The sequence below is a fragment of the Flavobacterium quisquiliarum genome (assembly GCF_019308285.1).
In the GTDB taxonomy this organism is placed as follows: Bacteria; Bacteroidota; Bacteroidia; order Flavobacteriales; family Flavobacteriaceae; genus Flavobacterium; species Flavobacterium quisquiliarum.
Genome location: NZ_WWEM01000002.1, coordinates 52,651 through 76,530 on the forward strand (window position 1 = coordinate 52,651; position 23,880 = coordinate 76,530).

Sequence of the window (23,880 nt, forward strand, 5' to 3'; positions counted from 1 at the left end):
TAATTTTAAGCAAAAAGAAAAATGAATAGAAAAAGCTTTCAACACTTCAAAAAACACTTTATCCTATATAGAGTCGCATTTCTTATTTTTGCTTTTCAATCATTCACTTGTCAATCTCAACAAAACATGATAACACCACCTTATTTACAAAAAGGAGATACTGTCGCACTTTTAGCAACAGCTAGAAAAAATATCGACGATAACTTAAAACCAACTATAGATTTATTGCACAGCTGGGGCTTAGAAGCCGTCGTTGGAAGCACAATTGGTTTAGATTATCATCAACTAGCAGGAACAGATGAACAAAGAGCTGCCGATTTTCAAAAGCAAATGGACAATCCAAATATTAAAGCAATCTGGTGCGTTCGTGGCGGTTATGGAACGGTAAGAATGTTAGATTTATTGGATTTTACCAAATTCAAACAGCATCCAAAATGGATTATTGGTTTCAGCGACGTTACGGTTCTGCACAACCATTTAAATACGATGGGCTACAAATCTATTCACGGAATTATGCCTGTAACAGTTCCAAGAGCAACTCCAGATGCCGTGAGTTCTTTAAAAGCTAGTTTGTTTGGTGAGCCAATTTCTTATTCCATTAGCCCAACTCCTATGAATCGTTTGGGGAGTGCAACTGGAGAATTAGTGGGTGGTAATTTATCTATTTTATACAGTTTATTAGGATCTCCTTCAGCAATTGACTGCAGGGATAAAATTTTATTTATTGAAGATTTGGATGAATATCTTTATCATATCGACCGTATGATGATGAATTTAAGACGAAATGGATGCATCGAAAACCTAAAAGGAATTATTATTGGTGGCATGACCAGCATGAAAGACAATGAAGTGCCTTGGGGTAAAAATGCACTTGAAATTATTGACGATGTGACCAAAAAATATAACATTCCAGTAATTTTCAATTTCCCAGCAGGACATATTAGAGACAATAGAGCTTTAGTTATGGGAAATATAGTTACGATGGAAGTTACAGCAACAGGAAGCACATTGACATTTAAAAAATAGAACTTATATTCCTTTAAACCTTTCTCTCTTTAAAAGGCTTAAATACCACATAAAAATCTCGCAGAGACGCAAAGCCGCAAAGTTTAAAAACACTTTGCGGCTTTACTTTTTTACATACAGAAAACCTGAAACTTGAAACAAAAAACAATGGCAAAACATAATGAACTAGGAAAATTAGGAGAAGATCTTGCAGCGTCGCATCTAGAAGAAAATGGATATGCCATTCTAGAGCGAAACTTTGTTATTCAGAAAGCCGAAATAGATATAATTGCTCAAAAAGATGCTGTTTTAGCGATTGTAGAAGTTAAGACTCGTTCGAGTTTAGATTTTGGTTCTCCACAGGATTTTGTGAAGTCCAAAAAAATTCAATTACTCATTAAAGCAGTAAATGCCTACATAAACGATAGGGAAAAGGATTTTCCTGAAGATATAGAAGTCCGTTTTGACATCATTGCAATCCATAAAAAAGGCGAATCATTTGCAATTGAACATTTTACCGACGCTTTTTATCACTTTTAACATAATTTTTTATTGTTATAATTGTAACAATTTGTTTTTTTATTTATATTTGCAGAGATTTATAACATCGCAATGTTAAATTAACAACCAACCGAATACAAAAAAAAAAAAAGATTATGAAAACTGTTTCTTCTATTGTAGAAAACTACATTAAAACAAAACCATTTTTATTGAATGCCCTCTCGCTCGGAATTATTAACCTGACATCACTTTCGCGAAATATTATGACCGAATTAGAAAGCGAATTTGGTAAAGAAGTAAAACAAGGCGCTGTAGTAATGTCTTTAAAACGACTTACAGAAGAACTAGATTTTAAATTGAATCACAAAATCAATAAAGTAATTAAAAATATTGGCGAAATCACTGTTCGTTCTGAACTTACGGATTACACTTTTGCTGCTTCTGAAACTGTTTTAAACAAACAGGCAGATTTAATCTCTGATATTAATGCTTTATCTGATATTTTTTATACCTCATCTCGTGGTGTAAACGAAACCAATATTGTTGTCAGCAGTAGTGTTAATCATTTAGTTGAAAAACACTTTATGAGAGAAAAATTAATCCAGAAATTAGATAATTTGGCTTCCATTACGGTAAAGTTACCAAAAGAAAATATCGTAGTTCCTGGTATTTATTACTTCATTTTCCAGCGTTTGGCTTGGGAAGGAATTATTATTAATGAGGTCATTTCGACTTCAAACGAGTTTACAATTCTTGTTGGAGAAGATCAGGTTGATGTTGCTTTTAAAGTAATTAAAGACTTGAAAAACTAATTCAAAATCCTATTGAAGAATCCATTTTGATTCCTCTTCATACAATCCTTTTATCTTTTTAATGAAAGATGAAAGGATTTTTTTTTTGAGTAAATACAGTACTTCCACCTAAATTTCATTTTTCTCAAATAAGAATATTCTCAAAAGTCAAATTCTGAAATAAACTTTGTTTTACAAAAGCGTCAATATGACACTTACTTGTAATAAAGCCACTTTACACGACATTTTACATCTTTCTCTAAAAAACTAACAAAAAATCCGAAATAAGTTTTTTTATATATAATTTGTTGCGAATAATATTTTTATATATTTGCGAAGAAGTCAGACATTAGACCTCGCATTTTGATAGTTTAATACCATTAGAATTAAATAAACGAGATTAAATTGTTAGAAGCTGCCGACCATAGTGAAAAATTATTGGTAAGTGAACTCAAAAACGGAAACGAAAAAGCTTTTCGCCAACTTTTTGATTTATACCACCAAGATATTTACGGTTACAGTATCAGTCTTCTAAAATCAAAAGAGGCAGCAGAAGAGAATGTACAGGATGTTTTTATGAAAGTTTGGCTCAACCGCGAGAGTTTAAATATAGAACAGTCGTTTAAGGCTTATATTTTTACAATCGCAAGAAATCAGGCTTTTAATGTTTTGAACAAAGCCGCAAACGAAATTATATTGAAAGAAGCCGTTTTCTACGAAAGTCAGAAAACACATGAATACGGAGATTACGCCATTCGCGAAGCCGATTGCAAAAAACTCCGAAAACAGGCTATAAAACAGCTTCCTCCTAAACGACGGCAGATTTTTAAGATGTCGCGAAAAAAAGGAATGAGCTATGAAGAAATAAGCAATGAACTCGGAATATCGATAAATACAGTCCGGAATCAAATGAGTAAAGCGCTCGAATCGATGCGCGGTTTTTTTCAACTTCACGATGAAATTATCTAACCAAAACCACAATAATGACCATTAAAATCACTCTTCGGAGTGATTTTTTTTTGATTATAATTTTGATTTTTTAGCCACAGATTAAAAGATTAAATGGATTTCAATCTGTGGAAATTCTTTAATCTGTGGCTAAAAATGAAGATTAATTGCCTCCAGCTTTAGCTGGAGGTCTTAAAATAAGTAATCAGTTAGGCTTTAGCCAAAATAGTTAGTTTGGCTAAAGCCTTTTGCAGTGTATTCTTCCAACCTCCAGCTAAAGCTGGAGGCAATTTAAAGGTTTCCAAAGATTGAAATCCTAAATGCAAAAAATGGTTTTCATCATAAAAAATTACAATACAAAATACTGACAATCAAAACTATAAAATATTTAAAATGTTAAAATTTAAAAAATTATAACGTTTGAGTAGTACTACCCTTTCACTCAACTGTATTATAGAAACACAGAACCTAAAAAAACATTCTTTAATGAATTCAAATTCTGAAATAAAAACGCTTTTAGAAAAGTTTATTCTCAATCAATGTACTGCCAAAGAAACTGAGCAGGTAATTGCTTATTGCCGTGATAACAAATTGACAGACGATTTTCCGACTGTAGAAGAAGTGCAAAAACTTTTAAACGAAATGCCAAAAATGGAAGCTCAAAAAGCGGATTCTATTTTTGATAACATTCTAGCAGCTGCTAAAGAACAAGAAACTGTAATCGAACTGCAACCTAAAAAATCGAATCGCAGAAAGTATATTTCAATTGCTGCATCGCTTTTAGTGCTTCTTGGAATTGGTTTTGCTTATAAACAAATTTTCTTGAATAAAACGGCTGAAGTTCCTTTCGATTTTAAAAGCACTGATATTGTTTTACAAATGGAAGACGGAACGGTTCAGATTATTTCTGAAAATGGTAAAGTTCAGGTTCAGGATAAAAATGGAAATGTTATTGGAAATCAAAACGGCGATAAATTGGTTTATGAAAAAGAAACCGATTCTGATAAATTAGTTTATAACACACTTAAAATTCCGTATGGTAAAAAATTCCGTTTAGAATTGTCTGATGGAACTATGGTTCATTTAAATTCTGGAACTACTTTGAGATATCCTGTTAAGTTTATCGCTGGAGAAAATCGGCAGGTTTATTTGAACGGAGAAGCTTTTTTTGATGTTGCCAAAGATAAAAAACATCCTTTTATAGTGAATGCTGACGAACTGAATGTCCGCGTTTTGGGAACTCATTTTAATGTTTCTAATTATCCGGAAGATAACCTTACCGATGTTGTTTTGGTCGAAGGTTCTGTTGGAATGTATCGTTCAAACGAAGAATTTGATGCTGCTAAAAACACGATTTTAAAGCCTGGTTATAAAGGAAGTTTCAATAAAGAAAATGCTTCAATCTTTACAAAACCAGTTATTACAGAAATCTACACTTCATGGATTGATGGCGGACTGACATTTAGAAACATGACTTTCAAAAACATTATCACCAAACTGGAAAGACGTTATAATGTGACGATTATCAATAAAAATGAAAAACTGGCCAACGAGAAATTTAATGCCAGTTTTAAAGAAGAATCTATAGAAAATGTAATGAGTTATTTTAATGACATTCATGGCATTAATTACATCATAAAAGACAATCAAATACTAATTAACTAACCTCTAAAACCAACAAAAAAATATGATGAAATAACATTGCGGGAATAAAAAAATCGGAAAGAGCTGCGAACAATTTCCGATTAACTAAGTGATTGAATATAACGAATTAACTACAATCAATTAACAAAATTATGAAAAAAAAATCTAAGAATAATGGGTTTCTATACTCATTGTTCCAAAATGACCTAAAATTGAAACTAACTACTCTACTTATTTTGGTCGCCATGTTTAATATCAAAGCAAGTACTTATGCCCAAAAAACAAAAGTTACCCTTGAATTAAACAATTCAACAATCGAAAAGGTTATTGAGACCATTGAACAAAAAACCGACTTCAGATTTATTTACAAATTGAATGATATCGACTTGGATCGCACCGTTTCAATTTCTGTAAAGGATCAGTCTATATATGTGGTTTTAGATAAACTTTTTAAAGGAACTCCAACCGAATTTAAAATTCGCGATACCCAGATTATCCTTAAAAAACCCGAACTCAAAACAGAAAGAATTGAATTTCAAAAGCAGACTGTTTCTGGAATAATTACAGATGAAAACGGCCTGCCTCTTCCTGGAGCATCGGTTATTGAAGAAGGAACTAAAAACGGAATCGTAACCGATTTTGATGGAAAATACAAGCTTACTGTCGAAAGCAGTCAGTCTGTAATTGTCGTTTCTTTTGTTGGATACAAAGAGAAAAAAGTAGTGGCCAATCAAAGTGTAATCAATATTCAGCTTCTTCCAGATGCAACCGATTTACAGGAAATTGTGGTTGTAGGTTACGGTACAGCATCAAAAAGAGATGTTACTGGAGCTGTTTCTTCTATTGCGGCTAAAGATATGAATCAAGGTGCTATTGTAAATCCGTTGCAGTTAATTGCTGGAAAAGCGGCAGGTGTTAATATTACTCAATTGGGGAGCGAGCCTGGTCAAGGGCCAAGCGTTCGTATTCGTGGAATTTCATCTTTGATTGGCGGAAGTGATCCTTTGGTAGTGGTAGATGGAATTCAGGGAAATATGGACTTACTGAATCAGGTTCCGCCAAGCGAAATTGAAAGTTATGATATTCTAAAAGATGCTTCTGCTACTGCAATTTATGGTTCTCGAGGCGCGCCTGGTGTAATCATTGTGACAACTAAAAAGAATAAAGCAGGAAGAACTACAATGGAATATACAGGTTCTACTTCCTTAGATTTTATTCCGAAAAAATTAGATATGTTGAATGCTGACGAATGGTGGGCAGCAGCTCAAAGCGTGGGCGTTCCAGCATCTGCAAATCACGGTTCCAATACAGATTGGTACGGTCTTTTGACTCAAACAGGACTTACACAAACACATACTTTATCTTTTGGTGGAGGAACTGATAAATTTAATTACAGAGCTTCGTTAACAGCTATTTTGCAAGACGGAGTTGTAATTAATTCAAGCAATCAAAAATACATCGGACGTATTCAGGCTACTCAATTGGCTTTGAATGATAAATTAAAATTGACTTTCAATTTAAATACTGGTATTAACAATACAACCAGTATTATTCAAAGTATTGGAACAGCAGCTTATACATCAAATCTGATTACAAATGCCTATTTAGTTAGACCGACAGATCCTGTTTTCAATACTGACGGCACTTATTTTACAGATTCGAATGTGTTCCAATATTTAAATCCGTATGCTGCTGCACAAAGTGTTTCCAATAATGCAGAAAATGATAACATATTCGGAAGCTTGAAAGCTGATTTAGATTTAGCTAAAGGTTTAACTGCAAACTGGTTTGGAAGCTGGAGAAAAACAAATACAACGGAAGGGTATTATCTTCCTGTAGTTTCAACAAGTGCTTATGCAATTGATCAAAATGGTTACGGAAATGTTCGAAACAGAAGACAAAATGAGAAATTAACCAACTTTAGCCTTAATTATAAAAGAACTTTTGGCATACACAATATAAACGTGTTAGGTTTATACGAATGGCAAAATCAAATGTACCAAGGAAATTTTGCACAGGTAAGAGGTTTTATTAATGATGATGCTACTTACAATGCACTTCAATTAGGTGATTTAACCAAGATTCGTCCCGGAGATATTGAATCTTATAAAAATGACAGAACTTTAGTTTCGTTTTTAGGAAGATTAAATTATTCTTTGCTAGACCGTTATTTAGTTACAGCGAGTATTCGTCGTGATGGTTCTTCGGTATTTGGAGTAAACAACAAATGGGGAAACTTTCCTTCTGCATCTGTGGCATGGCAAATCCACAAAGAGCCTTTCATGCAAAACCAAAACTTGTTTGATGAGTTAAAACTTCGCGCCGGTTATGGAGAAACAGGTAATCAGCAAGGACTTTACCCTCAAAACTCATTGTCTTTAGTTGGCAGCAGCGGTACTACTTATTTTGGAGGAAATCCAATTACAAACTATGTAATTACACAAAATGCAAATGCCGATCTAAAATGGGAAACTAAAAAACAAACCAATTTAGGTATTGATTTCGCTTTATTAAACAATAGATTAAGAGGAACTGTTGATGTGTACACTTCTAAAACAGAAAACCTTTTGTTTGATTACACAGTACCCCAACCTCCGTATCCTTATCCAACTATTAAAGCAAATGTTGGAAGTATTTCGAATAAAGGTATTGAGGTATCACTTGCTTATGATGTAATTAAATCAGACAACAGCACCCTTACTTTAGGAGGAAATGTTTCCTTTATGAAAAATGAAGTTCTTAATCTAAATGGCAGTATTAACGGCGTTCCTTTAAATACTGATTATGTTCCTTGGGGAGCTGCAAACTCTTATTTAGTGAAAGGAAAACCAATTGGTGCTTTTTACATTTTGGAACATACCGGAAAAAATGAAAATAATGTTGAAACTGTTTTGGATCGTGACGGGAATGGTGTAATTGATCAAGGTGTAAAAAGTCCAGATCGTTACTATGCTGGTTCTGCTTTACCAACTTATACTTTTGCTTTTAATCCATCATACAGATATAAAAACTTTGATGCGTCTTTACTATTAAGAGGTTCAGGAGGAAATAAAATCTACAACGGATTACGCTCAAACTTAAGCCGATTGGAAAACATAGGTAAATCGAATGTTTTGGCAAGTGCTGTTGATCAAGGAATTTACACTTCTCCTTACGGTTCCGATTTATGGTTAGAAGACGGTTCTTTCATTCGTTTAGAAAATCTTACAGCGGGATATACTTTCCGTTTCACAGATAAATACATTGATACTATTAGACTTTCACTTACAGGAAACAACTTATTCCTAATCACGGATTATTCAGGTATTGATCCAGAATTGAACGTAAGCGGAAGTGGCAGACCTGAAGATAACTTTGGAGGCGACAGAGGAATTTATCCTCGTACAAGAAGCGTGGCGTTTGGTTTGACTGTAAAATTTAAATAGTAAAAAACATGAAACTTAAAAATATATTGATAACAGGAAGCTTGTGTTTCCTGACTCTTTTTAGCTGTACAGATATAGACGAAAATGTGTATGATAAATATCCTGCAGAAGATTTTTACGGAACTCCAGAAGGAGCTGATATTGCACTGGCAAGTGTATATGCTCAAGTTCCTGGCGAATTTGTAAGAGACAACGCTTCTGGTGTGGGTTATGCTGGCGCAGATAACGGATGGTACGACATGAACTGTATGTCTTCTGATGAACAGGTTATTCCGCATAGAAATACTGGTGACTGGCAGATGGATTTTGCTCGTCTGCATAAACACGAATGGCTGCCTACAGACTTCATTATCAACAATACTTGGAACTGGCTTTACAAATCAATTTTCAGTGCTAATCTTGCGGTCAGTCTATTAGAAAAATCAAATGCTGAGGCTTCAAAAATTGCTGAGGCTAAAACATTAAGAGCTTTCTTTTATTATTTATTAATTGATGATTATGGCAATGTCCCTTTCTTCACTGATAATAATATTACTGTTGATAAAATTCCACAGTCAAACCGTAAGGAAGTTTATGATTTTATAGTAAAAGAATTAACGGAAAACGTTGAATTATTGTCAGGTACAAGAGGAGGAAATTATTATGGAAGATTCAATAAATGGGCAGGATATACTTTGCTGGCAAAAGTCTATCTAAATGCAGAAGTGTATACTGGGACTCCAAAATGGAATGAAGCTTTAGCAGCTTGTAATAAAGTCGCTGACGGAGGCTTTACACTTCATTCAGGGGCTGCAGATGCTTCAAATCCTTTGGGAAGCAAGTATTATGAATTGTTTGGAGACGTACTTCCTGAGGACGAAACTATTCTTCCAATCTATGCAACTTTAGATATTGTATCTCGTAACGTTTATGCTGTTCGCAGTTTGTACGGTGCTCATGCTCAAGCTTTATTTGGTTTCAGCGGTTGGAATGGTACAATTGTTCCTAAAGCTTTTTTCCTAAAATATGATGCAAATGATATTCGCAGAAAACAGTTTTTGTTTGGAGAACAACCAGGTGGCTTCAATTATACATTAGATGTTGCTTCATTAGACAATCCAGGAGCAGATCCACAAGCAGGAGTTCGCAATGTAAAATTTTATCCTGTCGCACCAAGAACAAGCGGAGGTGCTTCTAATGATTTTCCGATTTTTAGATATGCCGATGTTATTTTAATGATGGCCGAATGTAATGCTCGATTAGGAAATGCTGCAGTTGCAAAACCTTTTATTGATCAAATTAGAGTACGTGCAGGATTAGATGCATTAGATCATAACCCAACTCTTGAAGATATTTATAACGAAAGAGGGTTTGAACTAAACTGGGAAGGGCACAGAAGACAAGATATGATTCGCTTTGACAAATTTTTATTAGCAAATGAATTTAGACCTGCATCTCCTGCTTTCAGAAAGTTGTTCCCAATTCCTACTTCAGCTTTAGATGCTAATCGTGGATTAAAACAAAACCCTGGTTACTAAAAACAAAAACAATCATGAAAAAATATATTAATAAATTATTCATACTTGGCAATTTGCTTTTTTTGGGTTCTTCCTGCGAAAACGACGCCGAATTAACAACATTGAAATCTGTTAGTTTTCCATCGGAAATAACTGTTTCGTCTACAAAAATTGTTTTAACAGAAGACACTGCAGATGATCAAGTTTTACTCGTTTCATGGCCCGAAGTTACTTTTCCAATTGATGCTCCCGTGACTTATGCTTTACAGTTTGACTTAGTTGGAGATACCAGTGGCGCCAACGCTTGGCTGAAAGCGAAACGAATTGAAGTTGGTACAGATGTTTTAAGCAAAACTCTAATTGGTCAGGAATTAAATAAAATTGCAGTCGATTTAGGACTTCCAATAGATGTTGAAGGCAAACTAGTCGTACGTGTGGAAGCGGCTATGGATCGCAAAGTTTTTTCCAATCCAATTACTTTGACAGTAACTCCGTATGAGAAGAGTGTCGTTTTTGGCGAAATTTATATGCCGGGTGCATATCAAGGAGAATGGAATGTAGATATTGCCAATTCTTTACCTGCTATCGCAAAAGGGGTTTATCAAGGTTACATTACGGTATTACCGGGTTACGGACCAGTATTTAAATTAAACACGGAAAGAAACTGGGCACAATTTTATGGAGCCGGCGCCACAAACTCAGATATGATAAATATGAGCACTAAAGATTTTGCACTTCCTGGCGAAGGTTCTTTCCAAGTCAAAGTAAATTTGAATACTTTAAAATGGTCTGCAACGCCTTATTCTTGGGGAATTGTTGGAACCTCTCAAGCTGGAGGATGGGATAATAGCACTCCTATGAGCTACGATTATCAAACAAAAACATGGAAAATTACCGCTAATTTAGTAACAGGAGCGTTAAAATTTAGACTAAACAATAGTTGGACTATCAATTATGGGCCAGCAGACCCTTCAACAAACACAATCAATTTAGATAATGGAGGTGCTTATGATATCCCTGAAGCAGGAGTTTATGAAGTAACTTTTAAAATTGATGAAGCAGATCCCGTAAGCAATGGTTACCCAAAAACCGCAACTTGTACGATAGTTAAAAAATAATCTAACATGTAATAAGCTAGATTAGTTTGAGTGATACCTGCCTTTTTTGAGCGAAAGGCAGGCTATCTTAAACTCTTGACTATTACAACAAAATTCAAAGAAACATGAAATCAAACATAAAAATAGTTTATACATTTCTGCTAGCCTTAGCCTTTATTTCCTGCAGTTCTTCTGATGACGGTAACAAAACTCCCGAATCTCCTTATACACAATACGGTACTCCTTTTGATAAAATGCCCAAAAAAGAAGATGCTATAATTTATCAGGTAAATATTCGTGCTTTTAGTCAGGCTGGAAACTTAAAAGGCGTTCAGGACAGATTAACCCAGATTCAGGAATTGGGGGCAAATGTGATTTACTTAATGCCTATTTATCCTGTTGGAAAAGAAAAAGCAACTGGTGAATTGGGTTCTCCTTATGCTGTTAAAGATTATAAAGCCGTTAATCCTGATTTTGGAACTTTGCAAGATCTGCAGACTTTAGTAGAAGAAGCACACAAGAAAAATATGGCTGTTGTTTTAGACTGGGTCGCGAATCATACTGCATGGGACAATGCTTGGATTACACAACACAAAGATTGGTATCAGCAGGATGCGAGCGGTAATATCATTATTCCGCCTGGAACCAATTATAATGATGTGGCACAGTTAAACTTCAACAATACAGAAATGAAAGAGGCCATGATAGATGCTATGTCCTACTGGGTTTACAATGCGAATATTGATGGTTTCAGATGCGATTATGCCGATTTTGTTCCGAACAATTTCTGGGCAGATGCCATAACAAAACTTCGAAAAATTAAAAAAAACCAAACTATTTTAATGCTCGCTGAGGGTTCAAAATACAATCATTTTGCTTCTGGTTTTGATTATACTTTTGGTTTCAATTTCTTTTATACTATCGAACAATTATTCAAAGAAAATAAATCGGCAACAACGATTCAGAATTCCAATGCTACAGAATATGCTAATGTTTATGATTCAGCAAACAGAGTCGTTCGATACACAAGCAATCACGACGTAAACCTTTCTGACGGAACACCACTGGAGCTTTTTGGAGGTAAAAAAGGCTCTATTGCAACTTTTGTAGTCGCAGCATATTTAAAATCAGTTCCAATGATTTATAACGGGCAAGAAATTGGATACGATAAAAGATTAAACTATTTCGCCAGAACACCAATTGACTGGTCAACCGCCGACACTGAAATGCTTGCCGAATACAAAAAAATAATTGCTTTTAGAAATACCAGTAAAGCAATTAAGTCTGGAGAATACACAGGTTACAGCAGTGATGCCGTAAGTGCTTTTACTATGGAAAAAGATACCGAAAAAGTTTTTGTCCTTTCTAATTTAACCAGTTCTGCAGTAAAACATCTTATTCCAAATACATTAAAAGGAAACTGGAAAGATGCCTTTACAGGAGCTTCTGTAACTCTTGGTTCAGATGTAACGCTTCAGCCTTTTCAATATTTAGTATTGAAAAATTAATATTCAAATGCAACTTTAAAACCTAAATTTGCACAAAACTAAATAAACACATGAATTTTCAATCCAAAAAAATCCTGTTCCAAATTCGTTTGGTCAGAAAAACTGCGGTCTTTTTTTTTGTATTTCTGAGTGTATTTTCACTGAGGGCACAGGAAATAACTTCGCCAGACAAAAATCTTTCTTTAAAATTTGAATTAAAAGAAGGTGGTATTCCTTCCTATCAATTATCATATAAACAAAAACCTGTTATAAAACCAAGTTCGTTAGGTTTGGAAATTCAAAACGGAACTTCGTTTATGGATGGTTTTTCTATTACAAATACTGCTCAATCTTCTGTTGATGAAAACTGGAATCCGGTTTTAGGAGAAGAAAAAACAATTCGTAATCATTACAATGAATTGGTTGTCACCTTAACGCAAGCGAAAAACAATAACCGATATATCCGCATTCGTTTCCGTTTATTCAATGACGGATTGGGATTTAGATATGAATTTCCAAAACAAAACGAGTTAAGTTATTTTGTAATTAAAGAAGAACGTTCTGAATTTAATCTGGCTGGCAATCATAAAATTTTCTGGATTCCGGGAGATTATGATACCAACGAATATGCTTATACCACATCAAAAATTTCGGAGATTCCTTCGTTGATGAAAAAAGCAACAATCGAAATCAATGCACAGCAGCCAATCGCAGCATTGTCTGTACAAACTCCATCCATGATGAAATCAAACGATGGTTTATACATCAACATTCACGAAGCCGGATTAATCAATTATCCAGCCATGTATCTTGAAGTTGATCCTGTGAACAATAAAATGATCAGTCATTTGGCACCAGATGTCCTTGGCGCAAAAGGCTATATGCAAACTGATGCACAAACACCTTGGAGAACGATTGTTGTAAGCGATAAAGCTACTGATATTTTAGCTTCTAAATTGATTTTAAACCTTAATGAACCAACCAGTTATAAAGATGTTTCGTGGATTAAACCAGTGAAATACATCGGAATTTGGTGGGAATATTTTGTTGCAGGAAGAAGTACGTGGGCTTTTGGAAAAGAAAACAATGTAAAAATAACAGACGATTTTACCAAACTTACTCCAAACGGAAAACACGGAGCTACTACAGAACGTGCCAAAGAATATATTGATTTTGCTGCTAAAAACGGTTTTGATGCGATTCTTATTGAAGGATGGAATATTGGCTGGGAAGACTGGATTGGAAACTGGAAAGAAGAGGTTTTTGATTTTGTAACCGCTTATCCTGATTTTGACGTAAAAGCGGTTCATTCTTATGCAGCTTCAAAAGGTGTAAAAATTATCATGCACCATGAAACTTCAGGATCGGCTACAAACTATGAACGTCGTTTAGATCGTGCTTTTCAATTTATGAATGATAATGGTTACGATGCCGTAAAAACTGGTTATGTTGGAAAAATTATTCCACGTGGCGAACATCATGACGGACAATGGATGGTAAATCATTATATCAATGTTGCCAAACGTGCAGCCGATTATAAAATTATGATTAACAGTCACGAAGCGGTTCGTCCGACGGGTTTAAACCGTACTTATCCAAACTGGATTGCTCAGGAATCTGCTCGTGGAACAGAGTTTGAATCTATGGGAGGATTAGCTCCAGATCATACTACAATTTTGCCTTTTACAAGATTAATGGGAGGTCCAATGGATTATACGCCTGGAATTTTCCAAACTGATTTATCGTATTATGGAACAGGAAGTACGCAACGAGTTAATACGACTTTAGTAAAACAACTGGCTTATTATGTTACCATGTACAGTCCGTTGCAAATGGCTGCTGATATTCCAGGGAATTATGAGCGCTTTCCAGATGCATTTCAGTTCATCAAAGATGTTGCTGTAGATTGGGATAACAGTTACATTCTGGAAGCCGAACCTGGAGATTACATTACAATTGCCCGTAAGGCAAAAGGCAAAAACGAATGGTTTATTGGCGGAATTACAGATGAAAATTCTAGAACAGCCAACATTTCATTTGAGTATTTACCAGCTGGAAAAAATTTCATCGCAACAATTTATGCTGACGCTAAAGATGCCAATTGGAATCAAAATCCACAGAAATATACGGTTACTAAAGCTATTGTAAACTCAAAAACTAAATTGAAGCAATATTTAGCTCCAGGCGGCGGTGTTGCCATCAGTATTAAAGAAGGAAATACTTCAGAAATAAAGGGATTGAAGAAATTATAAAATGTTTTTTGCCACGAATTCACGAATTAAGCTAAATTAAAATTCGTGAATTTGTGGCTATCTTTTTAAAAAGAATAATTCAGAGCAAGTCCAAAATCACTCTTTAGTGTAATCTCATTTTTGATTACAGCAGGTTTAAAGGCTAGATTTTCGTCTACATTAAATTGCGATAAAGCGGCATCAACATTAGCATCTATAATATTGAGGATATAAAATCCAACCATAAATAAAGCAGATAAATCCCGGTTTCTCTGATACCCTTTTTGGATAGTAATCAATTGACTTTCTGTTAAACCAGACAAAGATTCGGAATTACTTTTCGTTCCTTCCAGTCTGCTTTTATATTCGTCTCGATACAAATTATACTTCTTCTTATTATCAACATACAAATAGGCACTTGTACCAATTGCTCCGTACACTAAAGGAAGCTTCCAATATTTCTTATTGTAAATTTGTCCCAAACCTGGTAAAACGGCTGAATAAAATGCTGCTTCTGCAGGACGAAGTGGATCAATACTTTCTGATTTTATAGAATTATTTGAAATAGTTTTAGTTTTTTCCTGAGCGAAGATCGTAGTCAATCCTAAAAATAAAAATAGGAGAATAAGTTGATTCTGCATATAAAGTGGTCTTTGAAAATTTGGATCAAAGAAAACTTTTTAGTTCTAAGATTTTTCTTAAATAAAAGATAAAGAAAACTTAAATTTTTTTAGCCACGAATTCACGAATTATTTAAAAATAATTTGTTGCAATCCTTGATCATTAATTAGAAAATATCTTACTAGTAATAATTCAAAATTATTTCATCTTCTGAGTTAAGATTTACTCCGTCCTCATAAATATAATGGGTCTTTTTTACAGGAAAATTTTCTGAATTATAAAGCATTTTATCTTTTACATAAATTTTTCCGTCATATTTTATTGCTGTTCTATTATTTGGAGAATAATAAAGTGCAGGTGAACTAAGGGTGTTATAAATTACATAATACAAACTTTGATTTAGTTTTTTAAAGCTGTAATAATATGGATTATTTTTATCATCATATTCATTTTCCTCAATATCAATATAACTAGTTCTATTACTTGATATTCTTTTTATTATATTCCCTCTTGTATCATAAACAAATTCAGTCGTAGAATAGTTTTCTTCACCATTCTCGTCTGTAAAACCCTTAACAGCAATCGTTTTTAAAATTCTTCCTGTATCATCTGTGTTAAGTTCAGTAACATAAGTATGTGGCTTATCAAGGAACAGTACTCGATGGTGTGTCACTATTACCTTATTCTTGGTATATTCCAATGTCATATAATCATCAGATCCTTCAACAGTAGTCTTAATCAGCCGTTTTTGACTATCATATTCATAGGAATTAGATTGAGAATACGTTGTTGATTTGTATTTTTGCTTTATTACTTTTCCTTCTGCATCATACTCATATTTGTAATTTTGATTTTCACCATCTGCCGATCGATACGTTATTTCTGTTAAAAATCCATTTTCAAATTTGTAAAGCTCTTCATAACCTCCTTTTTCAACTGTAACAGACTTTAATAAATTCTTATTAAAATCCTGACCATCCGAATCATTAGAATTATCAGAACTGCAGCTTAGAACCGCACTTATTATTAGTATATAAATTAATATATTTTTTACTTTCATATAAATAATTGAAATTTTACTCCTCAAACAACTCCATCAATTCCAAAGCACGTTTTATAGACTTCACATTTTCAAAAGTCAATAATAAACGTAAGCCGTTTACGGTTTGTTTTTCTTTCATTTTACAAAGATTACTATGCTTCTGAACAAAATTCAAAACATTCCTAAACTTCACCGACTGGTAATAATCGGATTGCTGATCTGAAACGAAATAACCAATCATTTTGCCTTGTTTCAAGACCAATTTCTCGATTCCGACTTTCGTTGCAATCCATTTTATTCTGATGCTGTTTAACAATGCAGTCGCTTGTTTTGGCAGTGGCCCAAAACGGTCAATCAATTTTCTTTCGTACTCCTTTAAACCAGCTTCGTCTTTTATCGCGCCTAATTCGTTGTATAAAACCAAACGTTCCGAAACGTTATTGATATATTCGTCAGGAAATAACAATTCAAAATCGGCATCGATTTGAATGTCTTTTACGTATTCTTTGGTATCAATATCATTTTCTTCCGGATATAAATCTTTGAATTCGTTTTCCTTTAATTCTTCAATCGCTTCGTTCATGATTTTTTGGTACGTATCAAAACCAATTTCATTAATGAAACCACTTTGTTCTCCGCCTAATAAATCTCCAGCACCACGAATTTCAAGATCTTTCATCGCAATGTTGAAACCACTTCCCAATTCGCTAAATTGTTCCAATGCCTGAATACGTTTTCTCGCATCTTCGGTCATTGATGAATAAGGAGGACAGATGAAATAACAGAACGCTTTTTTATTGCTTCGCCCAACACGTCCACGCATTTGATGCAGATCGGACAGTCCAAAATTATTGGCATTATTGATGAAAATCGTATTGGCATTTGGAACGTCCAATCCGCTTTCGATGATTGTTGTGGCTACCAAAACATCAAAATCTCCATTCATAAAACCTAACATCAATTCTTCGAGTTTGGCGCCGTCCATTTGTCCGTGGCCAATTCCAACTCTGGCATTTGGAACCAAACGCTGAATCATTCCAGCAATTTCCTTGATATTTTCAATTCGGTTATTGATAAAGAAAACCTGTCCGTTTCGCTGAATTTCATACGAAATCGCGTCACGAATAATTTCTTCATTAAAACCAACCACATTCGTTTCAATTGGATAACGATTTGGTGGAGGTGTTGTAATTACAGATAAATCTCGTGCTGCCATTAAGGAGAATTGAAGCGTTCTCGGAATTGGTGTTGCCGTCAATGTCAAGGTATCAACATTGGCTGCAATTGTTTTTAATTTATCTTTTACGTTAACTCCGAACTTTTGTTCTTCATCCACAATTAATAAACCTAAGTCTTTAAAAACTACATTTTTATTTACTAATTGATGTGTTCCAATAACAATATCCAGTTTTCCCTCTGCTAAGTCTTTTAAAGTCTGTGTTTTTTGTTTTGCAGTTCTAAATCGGTTTAAATAGCCAATAGAAACGGGCATATCTTTTAAACGCTCTGAGAAAGTTCTGTAATGCTGATACGCCAAAATCGTAGTAGGAACCAAAACAGCTACTTGTTTACTGTTATCAACTGCTTTGAAAGCCGCTCGAATGGCAACCTCTGTTTTTCCGAAACCAACATCCCCGCAAACCAAACGATCCATTGGGCGATCGCTTTCCATATCAGCTTTTACTTCTGCTGTTGATTTGGTTTGATCTGGCGTATCTTCATAAATAAACGAACTTTCTAATTCGTTTTGCAAATAACTGTCTGGCGCAAACTGAAAGCCTTTTTCTAAACGACGTTTGGCATACAATTGAATCAAATTGAAGGCAATATGTTTAACACGCGCTTTGGTTTTTTGTTTTAAAACTTTCCAAGCGTTGGATCCTAATTTGTAGATTTTTGGAGGAGTTCCGTCTTTTCCGTTGTATTTCGAAATCTTATGAAGCGAGTGAATACTCACATACACAATATCATTATCGGCATAAACCAATTTTATGGCTTCTTGTGTTTTTCCTTCCACCTGAATTTTCTGCAATCCGCCGAATTTCCCAATTCCGTGATCGATATGCGTTACATAATCACCAACAGAAAGTGCAGTTAATTCTTTAAGGGTAATATTCTGTTTTTTAGAATAACCGTTTTTGATATTAAATTTATGATAACGCTCAAAAATCTGATGATCGGTATAAGCCGTAATCTGATTTTCTTCATCAATAAAACCTTGGTATAAAGGCAATACAATGGTATGATATTGTTTTCGGATATTTTCTGAATTGGCTTCGTCCAAAGACTCAAAAATATCGTGAAAACGTTTGGCCTGTGTTTCATTCGAACAGAACAAATAATTTTTGTAACCGTTAAAGTGATTATCGCTCAGATTGTTTAGCAATAAATCAAATTGTTTATTGAATGATGGCTGAGGCTGAATATGAAATTCGTATTTTTTTGTTGTCTTAAAAATTGGTTTTGAAGCCAATTCTATAATAGAAAAATCTAAAGCTCTCTTGATAAACGCCGCCTGATTCAGGAATAATTGTTCCGGGGTTGCGTGTTTTATTTCTTTTGATAATTTCTCAAAAGCTTCTTCTGCCCTGGCAAATTGTTTATCTAACTGACTAAAAAGTCCGTCGGTATTTTGGATAAAAAGAACTGTTTTTTCAGCAATATAATCTAGAAAGCTTTCACGATTTTCCTGAAATACCTTGTTCTCAACATTTGGAATAATTGTAATTTTCTTGTGTGTTTCGACAGACAGCTGTGTTTCTACATCAAAACTTCTGATACTATCTACTTCGTTTCCAAAAAACTCAATTCTATATGGATGATCATTTGAAAAAGAAAAGACATCGACAATTCCACCACGAACTGAAAATTCGCCCGGTTCTGTAATAAAATCGACTCTTTTAAATTCGTATTCAAATAAAACTTCGTTGATAAAATCAATCGAAATTTTGTCGTTTAAAGCGACTTTTAAAGTATTTTTATCTAGTTGCTGGCGTGTTACTACTTTCTCAAAAAGTGCTTCTGGATAGGTAACAATTACAGCTGGTTTTTTTCGGGAATTGATTCTGTTTAAAACCTCGGCACGAAGCAAAACGTTCGCATTATCAGTTTCATCAACCTGATACGGACGACGAAAAGATGCGGGATAAAACAAAACATCCTGCTCTCCGATCATTTGCTCTAAATCGTTTAGGTAATAGGCCGCTTCTTCCTTGTTGTCTAAAACAATTAAAAAAGGAAGTTCTGTTTTCTTAAAAACGGAACGGATTATAAAGGAAACAGAAGATCCAAGCAAACCGTTAAGGTTCATTTTGACCTGATTTCCTTCCAGTAAACTTTTAGCAATCTGCTCCGCTTTCGGCAGATTGTCATAAATTGTATATAAGGCGTTTTTACTCAACTTTTAATGCGTTTTGATCTGTTGGTTGTATAGGAACCTGTGGAGCACTCGAATTCGGTATCGCGCGCGTTGTATCTAACATTCTCAAGAAATCTTCTTCTCCTTGTTCTTTTGGTATTTTGGCTTTTTCGACAATTTTATCCATTTGTCTTTCCAATGAAATCAGTTCTTTATTGATTTCCTGAATCAGAAAAACAACTTTATCATCTGGAATAGTGTTTAAATGAATAAACAAATCCAGCATTTTTATTTTAGTAATTAAAATCGAAATACGGCTTTTAATTTGAGGCTGATTGAACTGAGTTGGAATATTATTGTTCAAAGCCATTGCCTTTTTAGAAATAGCTGCCGATTTTTTCTGAAATGCGCCAATCGTTTTTCTAGGTTTATCTCCTATTTCTTTTAAGAAATCACGCCATTCTGCCCAGTTTTTTATATTCTCTTCTGAAACCTCATTGATGGGTTCATCTATAAAAGTCCAGCCCTTATTAATATTATTAAAGATTTTTTCTTTTTTCTTAGCTTCTTTTGCATTTTCAGCAAGACGCTTTTCATTCTCATTTTGACAAGATTGCAGTACAAAAATCAAAAGTAAAAACAGCGCTATTCTATATTTCATTTCATAAAATGTTAGGGTGCAAAGTTACAAAGTAAATTTACAATTACGAATTCTGTTTTTTGCTAAAGAATCTATAAATCAAGGTTATTTTTTATCTTAGATTAAACGGTTAAAAAAAAGAACTTCTTTCACTTTTATATCCCAAAAGCAACTTTTAAAAACCATTTTAAAAAGGCACAAAAACAAACACCTGTAAAAGAGAATAATCTAACGAAAAAAGTTTTTAATTATTGAATCTATAATTTATGATTCTAAAAAGCGCTAGTAATTGCGAAAACGTTATATTTGTCTCTCTAAAAATCATCGAAAATGAATCCTAAAATATTGATCATTGGTGCCTGCGGTCAGATTGGAACAGAACTGACGCAAAAACTGCGTAAATTATACGGAACCGAAAATGTTATCGCTTCTGATATTCGAAAATTAAATACTGATGTTGTTAATTCAGGGCCTTTTGAAGTTGTCAATGCTTTAGATTTTAACCAGATTGAACATTTGGTAGAAGTACATCAAATTACCGATGTTTATTTGATGGCAGCTCTTTTATCGGCAACAGCCGAAAAAAATCCTGCTTTTGCCTGGGATTTAAATATGAATTCTCTTTTTCATGTTTTAAATTTAGCAAAAGCTAAAAAGATTCAGAAGATTTTCTGGCCATCCAGTATCGCAGTTTTTGGACCGACAACTCCAAAAGAAAACACACCTCAATATACTGTAATGGAACCTTCGACTGTTTACGGAATTAGTAAACAAGCAGGAGAAAGATGGTGCGAATACTATCATAATATATATGGTGTAGATGTTCGCAGTATTCGTTATCCTGGTTTAATCAGCTGGTCTACTCCTCCGGGCGGTGGAACAACAGATTATGCTGTTGATATTTTTTATAAGGCTATTGCCGATAAAAAATACGAATGCTTTTTATCATCTGAAACCAAAATGCCAATGATGTATATGGATGATGCCATTGATGCAACAATCAATATCATGAAAGCACCGGTTGAAGAGATCAAAATACATTCTTCATACAATTTAGCTGCGATGAGTTTTACCCCAACTGAAATTGCTGCCGAAATCAAAAAACATATTCCAGAATTTGAAATCACTTACAATCCGGATTTCCGCCAGAAAATTGCGGACAGCTGGCCGGCTAGTATTGATGATTCTTCAGCAAGGGAAGACTGGAATTGGAATCATAAATTTGATTTGGAATCGATGACCAAAGATATGATTGAGCATTTGAGTTAAATCAATAAAACCATTTAATTTTATAAAAAGATTGAATAGCGTCCAGCTTTAGCTGGATGTAAAATGAATTCAAGCAAAGGGCTTTAGCCAAAACTGTCGTGGTTTGGCTAAAGCCCTTTGCCTTTCAAATCTTCTTCCTCCAGCTAAAGCTGGAGGCAATTAATCTTCTACTAAAAAAGTAAACGTTTTTATAATAAATCTTTAAAAAAAGCCAATTGTTTGTATCTAGCCCCGATGGAGGCGGTATCCTTGCTGGCTCGACGTCGGGCAACAGCGAGATATAGCCGAGAGCGGGAACCATGTATATTAAAATGCCTTTTGTGATGCTCCTGAAACTAAAAAAATCCCGTTTAAATTAATAAACGGGACTTTTTTATTCTTGTTTGAAGAATTACTTCACTTCAAAAACATTATTTGTTTGTTTTACATCAGCCATTAATCCGCTTGGATCGATAGTGATTTTTTTGATTGCTGTTTTGTTTTTGTCAATTGTAAAACTATAGTTTTGCTGTGCCCAAGCCCAATCTTCTAAAACCGTTCTTTTTTGATTTGGGTTTGGATTTGGTTTAATGAAATTCATCATTCTTAACGGAATATAGAAATTTTCAGAAGTTCCGTCTGTATAATCCACTTTCAAATCGATTGGCATTGGCATTCTTCCAATTCTTTCTAAGGAAATGGTTGTTTTTCCTGCGTTGTCAGCAACATCTTTGATACCGTAATCAATTGTATTGGTTGTCTGTGCCCAATCTGTTAAATACCAGTCTAACTCAGCTCCAGAAACTCTTTCAGCTGTTCTTTTGATATCATTTGGAGTTGGGTGCTTGAATTTGAAATCATTGAAATATCTTTTCAAAGTCGCGTCAACATTCTCTTTTCCAATAACATATTCTAGCTGTGAAAGGAAAATACTTCCTTTAATATAAGATGAAATACTGTATGGACGATTTTCGTCATAACGATCTCCGTGCGTTGTTTGAGGCTGTTCTTTACCAGAATTTACCAGATTGTAATAAGCATTATAATTTCCTTTAAACGGATTTACTTCTTTTTTATCTCCTTTTAATTCATTCAAAGCACTGTCTTCGATGTAAGTTGTAAAACCTTCATCCATCCAAGGGTGTTTTGATTCGTTTGAAGCTAAAATATGCTGGAACCAAGAATGTCCTAACTCGTGTGTTGCAGTTCCCAGAATTCCTTCAAGCGTTCCGTTTCCTAACATCAAAGTACACATTGCATACTCCATTCCGCCATCTCCGCCTTGAATAAAGGAGTATTGTTTGTATGGATATTGTCCCACTCTGTTGTTATAATAATCCATAACTTTTACCATTAAAGGCTCCAACTGTTTCCAGTTTTCTGCCACCTTTGGTGTGTTTTTGTAAAAGAAATGCAAATCGACATCGTTTGGTCCTTTTACAATATCATGTGCATAATCTTTGTCTGCTGCCCAAGTAAAATCGTGAACATTTGGCGCAATAAAATGCCATGTTAATGTTTTTGCTTTTTTAGGATAAACCACCGTTACACCAGCATCTTCATAACCATGTCCGATTGAATTTTTATCTTGTAAATATCCTGAGCCACCAATTGTGTATTCCTTATCGATTGTAATTTTTACGTCAAAATTCCCCCAAACTCCATGAAATTCTCTCGCAATGTATGGATCTGCGTGCCATCCTTCGAAATCAAATTCGGCTAATTTTGGATACCATTGTGACATTGAAAGTTCAATTCCTTCAGAATTATTTCTTCCTGAACGACGAATCTGAACTGGTACTTGTCCATCAAAATCTAATGTAAATGTCGTTTTAGAATTAGGCAGAATTGGTTTTGCTAAAGTCACTTCTAAAATAGTTCCAGAAACTCTTGTTTGAGCAACAGCACCATCTTGCTTGAAGTTTGTGATTTTTAAATATCCAACTTCATTTGGTTTTAAAGTCTCAATTCTGCTTTGTTTTATATCCTTTCCGCTGGCATCTTTTGTTTTATTTACCATTCTTCCGTCTGGATCTTTAATGAAATGAAGACGTGCATCCATTTCGCTTCCTGGCTGAAAAGCATTTGGATATAAATGATAGAATACTTTTTTCAATGTATCAGGAGAATTGTTAGTATAAACCAATTCTTGTTTTCCTTTATACTGATAGTTTTTTACATCCATAGAAACCTCCATTTTATAATCGGCATGTTGCTGCCAATAGGAAGTGCTTTGAGCAAAAGCTGAGTTTAAACCAAAGCTTAGGAAAGAAAGTAAAATAATTTTTCGCATATTGATATTTATAGAAAATGGAAGAGCGCGAACTCTTCCATTAGATTAATAGT

Annotated in this window: 16 protein-coding genes; 11 read left to right on the plus strand and 5 right to left on the minus strand. The window is 34.3% G+C overall.

Going from position 1 to position 23,880, the window contains the following annotated elements:
• Positions 1-126 precede the first annotated feature (126 nt).
• From GSY47_RS00240 to GSY47_RS00285, 10 genes are all read left to right on the plus strand, one after another.
• Positions 127-1,026 (plus strand): S66 peptidase family protein, encoded by a 900-nt coding sequence (locus GSY47_RS00240; RefSeq protein ID WP_179000684.1) that lies wholly within the window; start codon positions 127-129, stop codon positions 1,024-1,026.
• A gap of 147 nt (positions 1,027-1,173) precedes the next feature.
• The gene (locus tag GSY47_RS00245) at positions 1,174-1,545 is read left to right on the plus strand and encodes a YraN family protein (protein ID WP_179000686.1); all 372 of its coding nucleotides are present in this window, start codon (positions 1,174-1,176) and stop codon (positions 1,543-1,545) included.
• Positions 1,546-1,661: 116 nt separating this feature from the next.
• On the plus strand, positions 1,662-2,318 hold the full coding sequence (locus GSY47_RS00250) for a hypothetical protein (RefSeq protein ID WP_008466087.1): 657 nt from the start codon (positions 1,662-1,664) through the stop codon (positions 2,316-2,318).
• A 384-nt stretch (positions 2,319-2,702) separates the two neighbouring features.
• Positions 2,703-3,266: an RNA polymerase sigma factor gene (locus tag GSY47_RS00255; RefSeq protein WP_179000688.1), complete on the plus strand. Its 564-nt coding sequence runs from the start codon at positions 2,703-2,705 to the stop codon at positions 3,264-3,266.
• A 465-nt stretch (positions 3,267-3,731) separates the two neighbouring features.
• Entirely contained in the window at positions 3,732-4,910 is a 1,179-nt protein-coding gene (locus tag GSY47_RS00260; protein ID WP_179000690.1) for a FecR family protein, read from the plus strand.
• Positions 4,911-5,101: 191 nt separating this feature from the next.
• Positions 5,102-8,314, plus strand: coding sequence for a TonB-dependent receptor (locus tag GSY47_RS00265; protein ID WP_246611230.1), 3,213 nt, complete (start codon positions 5,102-5,104; stop codon positions 8,312-8,314).
• Positions 8,315-8,322: 8 nt separating this feature from the next.
• Complete coding sequence (locus GSY47_RS00270) at positions 8,323-9,831, plus strand: RagB/SusD family nutrient uptake outer membrane protein (RefSeq protein ID WP_179000694.1); 1,509 nt, start codon at positions 8,323-8,325, stop codon at positions 9,829-9,831.
• Between the two features lie 14 nt (positions 9,832-9,845).
• Entirely contained in the window at positions 9,846-10,928 is a 1,083-nt protein-coding gene (locus GSY47_RS00275) for a SusE domain-containing protein (RefSeq protein ID WP_179000696.1), read from the plus strand.
• Positions 10,929-11,032: 104 nt separating this feature from the next.
• Positions 11,033-12,415 (plus strand): alpha-amylase family glycosyl hydrolase, encoded by a 1,383-nt coding sequence (locus GSY47_RS00280; protein ID WP_179000698.1) that lies wholly within the window; start codon positions 11,033-11,035, stop codon positions 12,413-12,415.
• A gap of 50 nt (positions 12,416-12,465) precedes the next feature.
• Positions 12,466-14,646: a glycoside hydrolase family 97 protein gene (locus GSY47_RS00285; RefSeq protein ID WP_246611231.1), complete on the plus strand. Its 2,181-nt coding sequence runs from the start codon at positions 12,466-12,468 to the stop codon at positions 14,644-14,646.
• A gap of 65 nt (positions 14,647-14,711) precedes the next feature.
• On the opposite strand, the gene GSY47_RS00290 is transcribed toward GSY47_RS00285, so the two are convergent.
• The 4 genes from GSY47_RS00290 to GSY47_RS00305 form a co-directional block, all read right to left on the minus strand.
• Entirely contained in the window at positions 14,712-15,266 is a 555-nt protein-coding gene (locus tag GSY47_RS00290; protein ID WP_179000700.1) for a DUF5683 domain-containing protein, read from the minus strand.
• A gap of 161 nt (positions 15,267-15,427) precedes the next feature.
• A complete protein-coding gene (locus tag GSY47_RS00295; RefSeq protein ID WP_179000702.1) occupies positions 15,428-16,306 on the minus strand; it encodes a hypothetical protein in 879 nt (292 codons plus the stop codon).
• 16 nt (positions 16,307-16,322) lie between these two features.
• Entirely contained in the window at positions 16,323-19,688 is a 3,366-nt protein-coding gene (gene mfd, locus GSY47_RS00300) for a transcription-repair coupling factor (protein WP_179000704.1), read from the minus strand.
• A complete protein-coding gene (locus GSY47_RS00305) occupies positions 19,681-20,307 on the minus strand; it encodes a hypothetical protein (protein WP_179000706.1) in 627 nt (208 codons plus the stop codon). Before GSY47_RS00305 ends, mfd begins: the two co-directional genes overlap by 8 nt.
• 309 nt (positions 20,308-20,616) lie before the next feature.
• Here GSY47_RS00305 and GSY47_RS00310 point away from each other — a divergent pair, with 309 nt between their 5' ends.
• On the plus strand, positions 20,617-21,555 hold the full coding sequence (locus GSY47_RS00310; protein WP_179000708.1) for an L-threonine 3-dehydrogenase: 939 nt from the start codon (positions 20,617-20,619) through the stop codon (positions 21,553-21,555).
• A gap of 391 nt (positions 21,556-21,946) precedes the next feature.
• Here the strand turns inward: GSY47_RS00310 and GSY47_RS00315 are convergent, their stop codons facing one another.
• On the minus strand, positions 21,947-23,827 hold the full coding sequence (locus tag GSY47_RS00315) for a M1 family metallopeptidase (protein ID WP_179000710.1): 1,881 nt from the start codon (positions 23,825-23,827) through the stop codon (positions 21,947-21,949).
• Between the last annotated feature and the right edge of the window lie 53 nt (positions 23,828-23,880).

Bases quoted from the DNA above. Each gene is read 5' to 3' on its own strand.
- GSY47_RS00240 (WP_179000684.1), top strand. From the start codon at position 127: ATGATAACACCACCTTATTTACAAAAAGGAGATACTGTCGCACTTTTA.
- GSY47_RS00245 (WP_179000686.1), top strand. From the start codon at position 1,174: ATGGCAAAACATAATGAACTAGGAAAATTAGGAGAAGATCTTGCAGCG.
- GSY47_RS00260 (WP_179000690.1), top strand. From the start codon at position 3,732: ATGAATTCAAATTCTGAAATAAAAACGCTTTTAGAAAAGTTTATTCTC.
- GSY47_RS00280 (WP_179000698.1), top strand. From the start codon at position 11,033: ATGAAATCAAACATAAAAATAGTTTATACATTTCTGCTAGCCTTAGCC.
- GSY47_RS00270 (WP_179000694.1), top strand. From the start codon at position 8,323: ATGAAACTTAAAAATATATTGATAACAGGAAGCTTGTGTTTCCTGACT.
- GSY47_RS00285 (WP_246611231.1), top strand. From the start codon at position 12,466: ATGAATTTTCAATCCAAAAAAATCCTGTTCCAAATTCGTTTGGTCAGA.
- GSY47_RS00275 (WP_179000696.1), top strand. From the start codon at position 9,846: ATGAAAAAATATATTAATAAATTATTCATACTTGGCAATTTGCTTTTT.
- GSY47_RS00315 (WP_179000710.1), bottom strand. From the start codon at position 23,827: ATGCGAAAAATTATTTTACTTTCTTTCCTAAGCTTTGGTTTAAACTCA.
- GSY47_RS00290 (WP_179000700.1), bottom strand. From the start codon at position 15,266: ATGCAGAATCAACTTATTCTCCTATTTTTATTTTTAGGATTGACTACG.
- GSY47_RS00295 (WP_179000702.1), bottom strand. From the start codon at position 16,306: ATGAAAGTAAAAAATATATTAATTTATATACTAATAATAAGTGCGGTT.
- GSY47_RS00305 (WP_179000706.1), bottom strand. From the start codon at position 20,307: ATGAAATATAGAATAGCGCTGTTTTTACTTTTGATTTTTGTACTGCAA.
- GSY47_RS00310 (WP_179000708.1), top strand. From the start codon at position 20,617: ATGAATCCTAAAATATTGATCATTGGTGCCTGCGGTCAGATTGGAACA.
- GSY47_RS00250 (WP_008466087.1), top strand. From the start codon at position 1,662: ATGAAAACTGTTTCTTCTATTGTAGAAAACTACATTAAAACAAAACCA.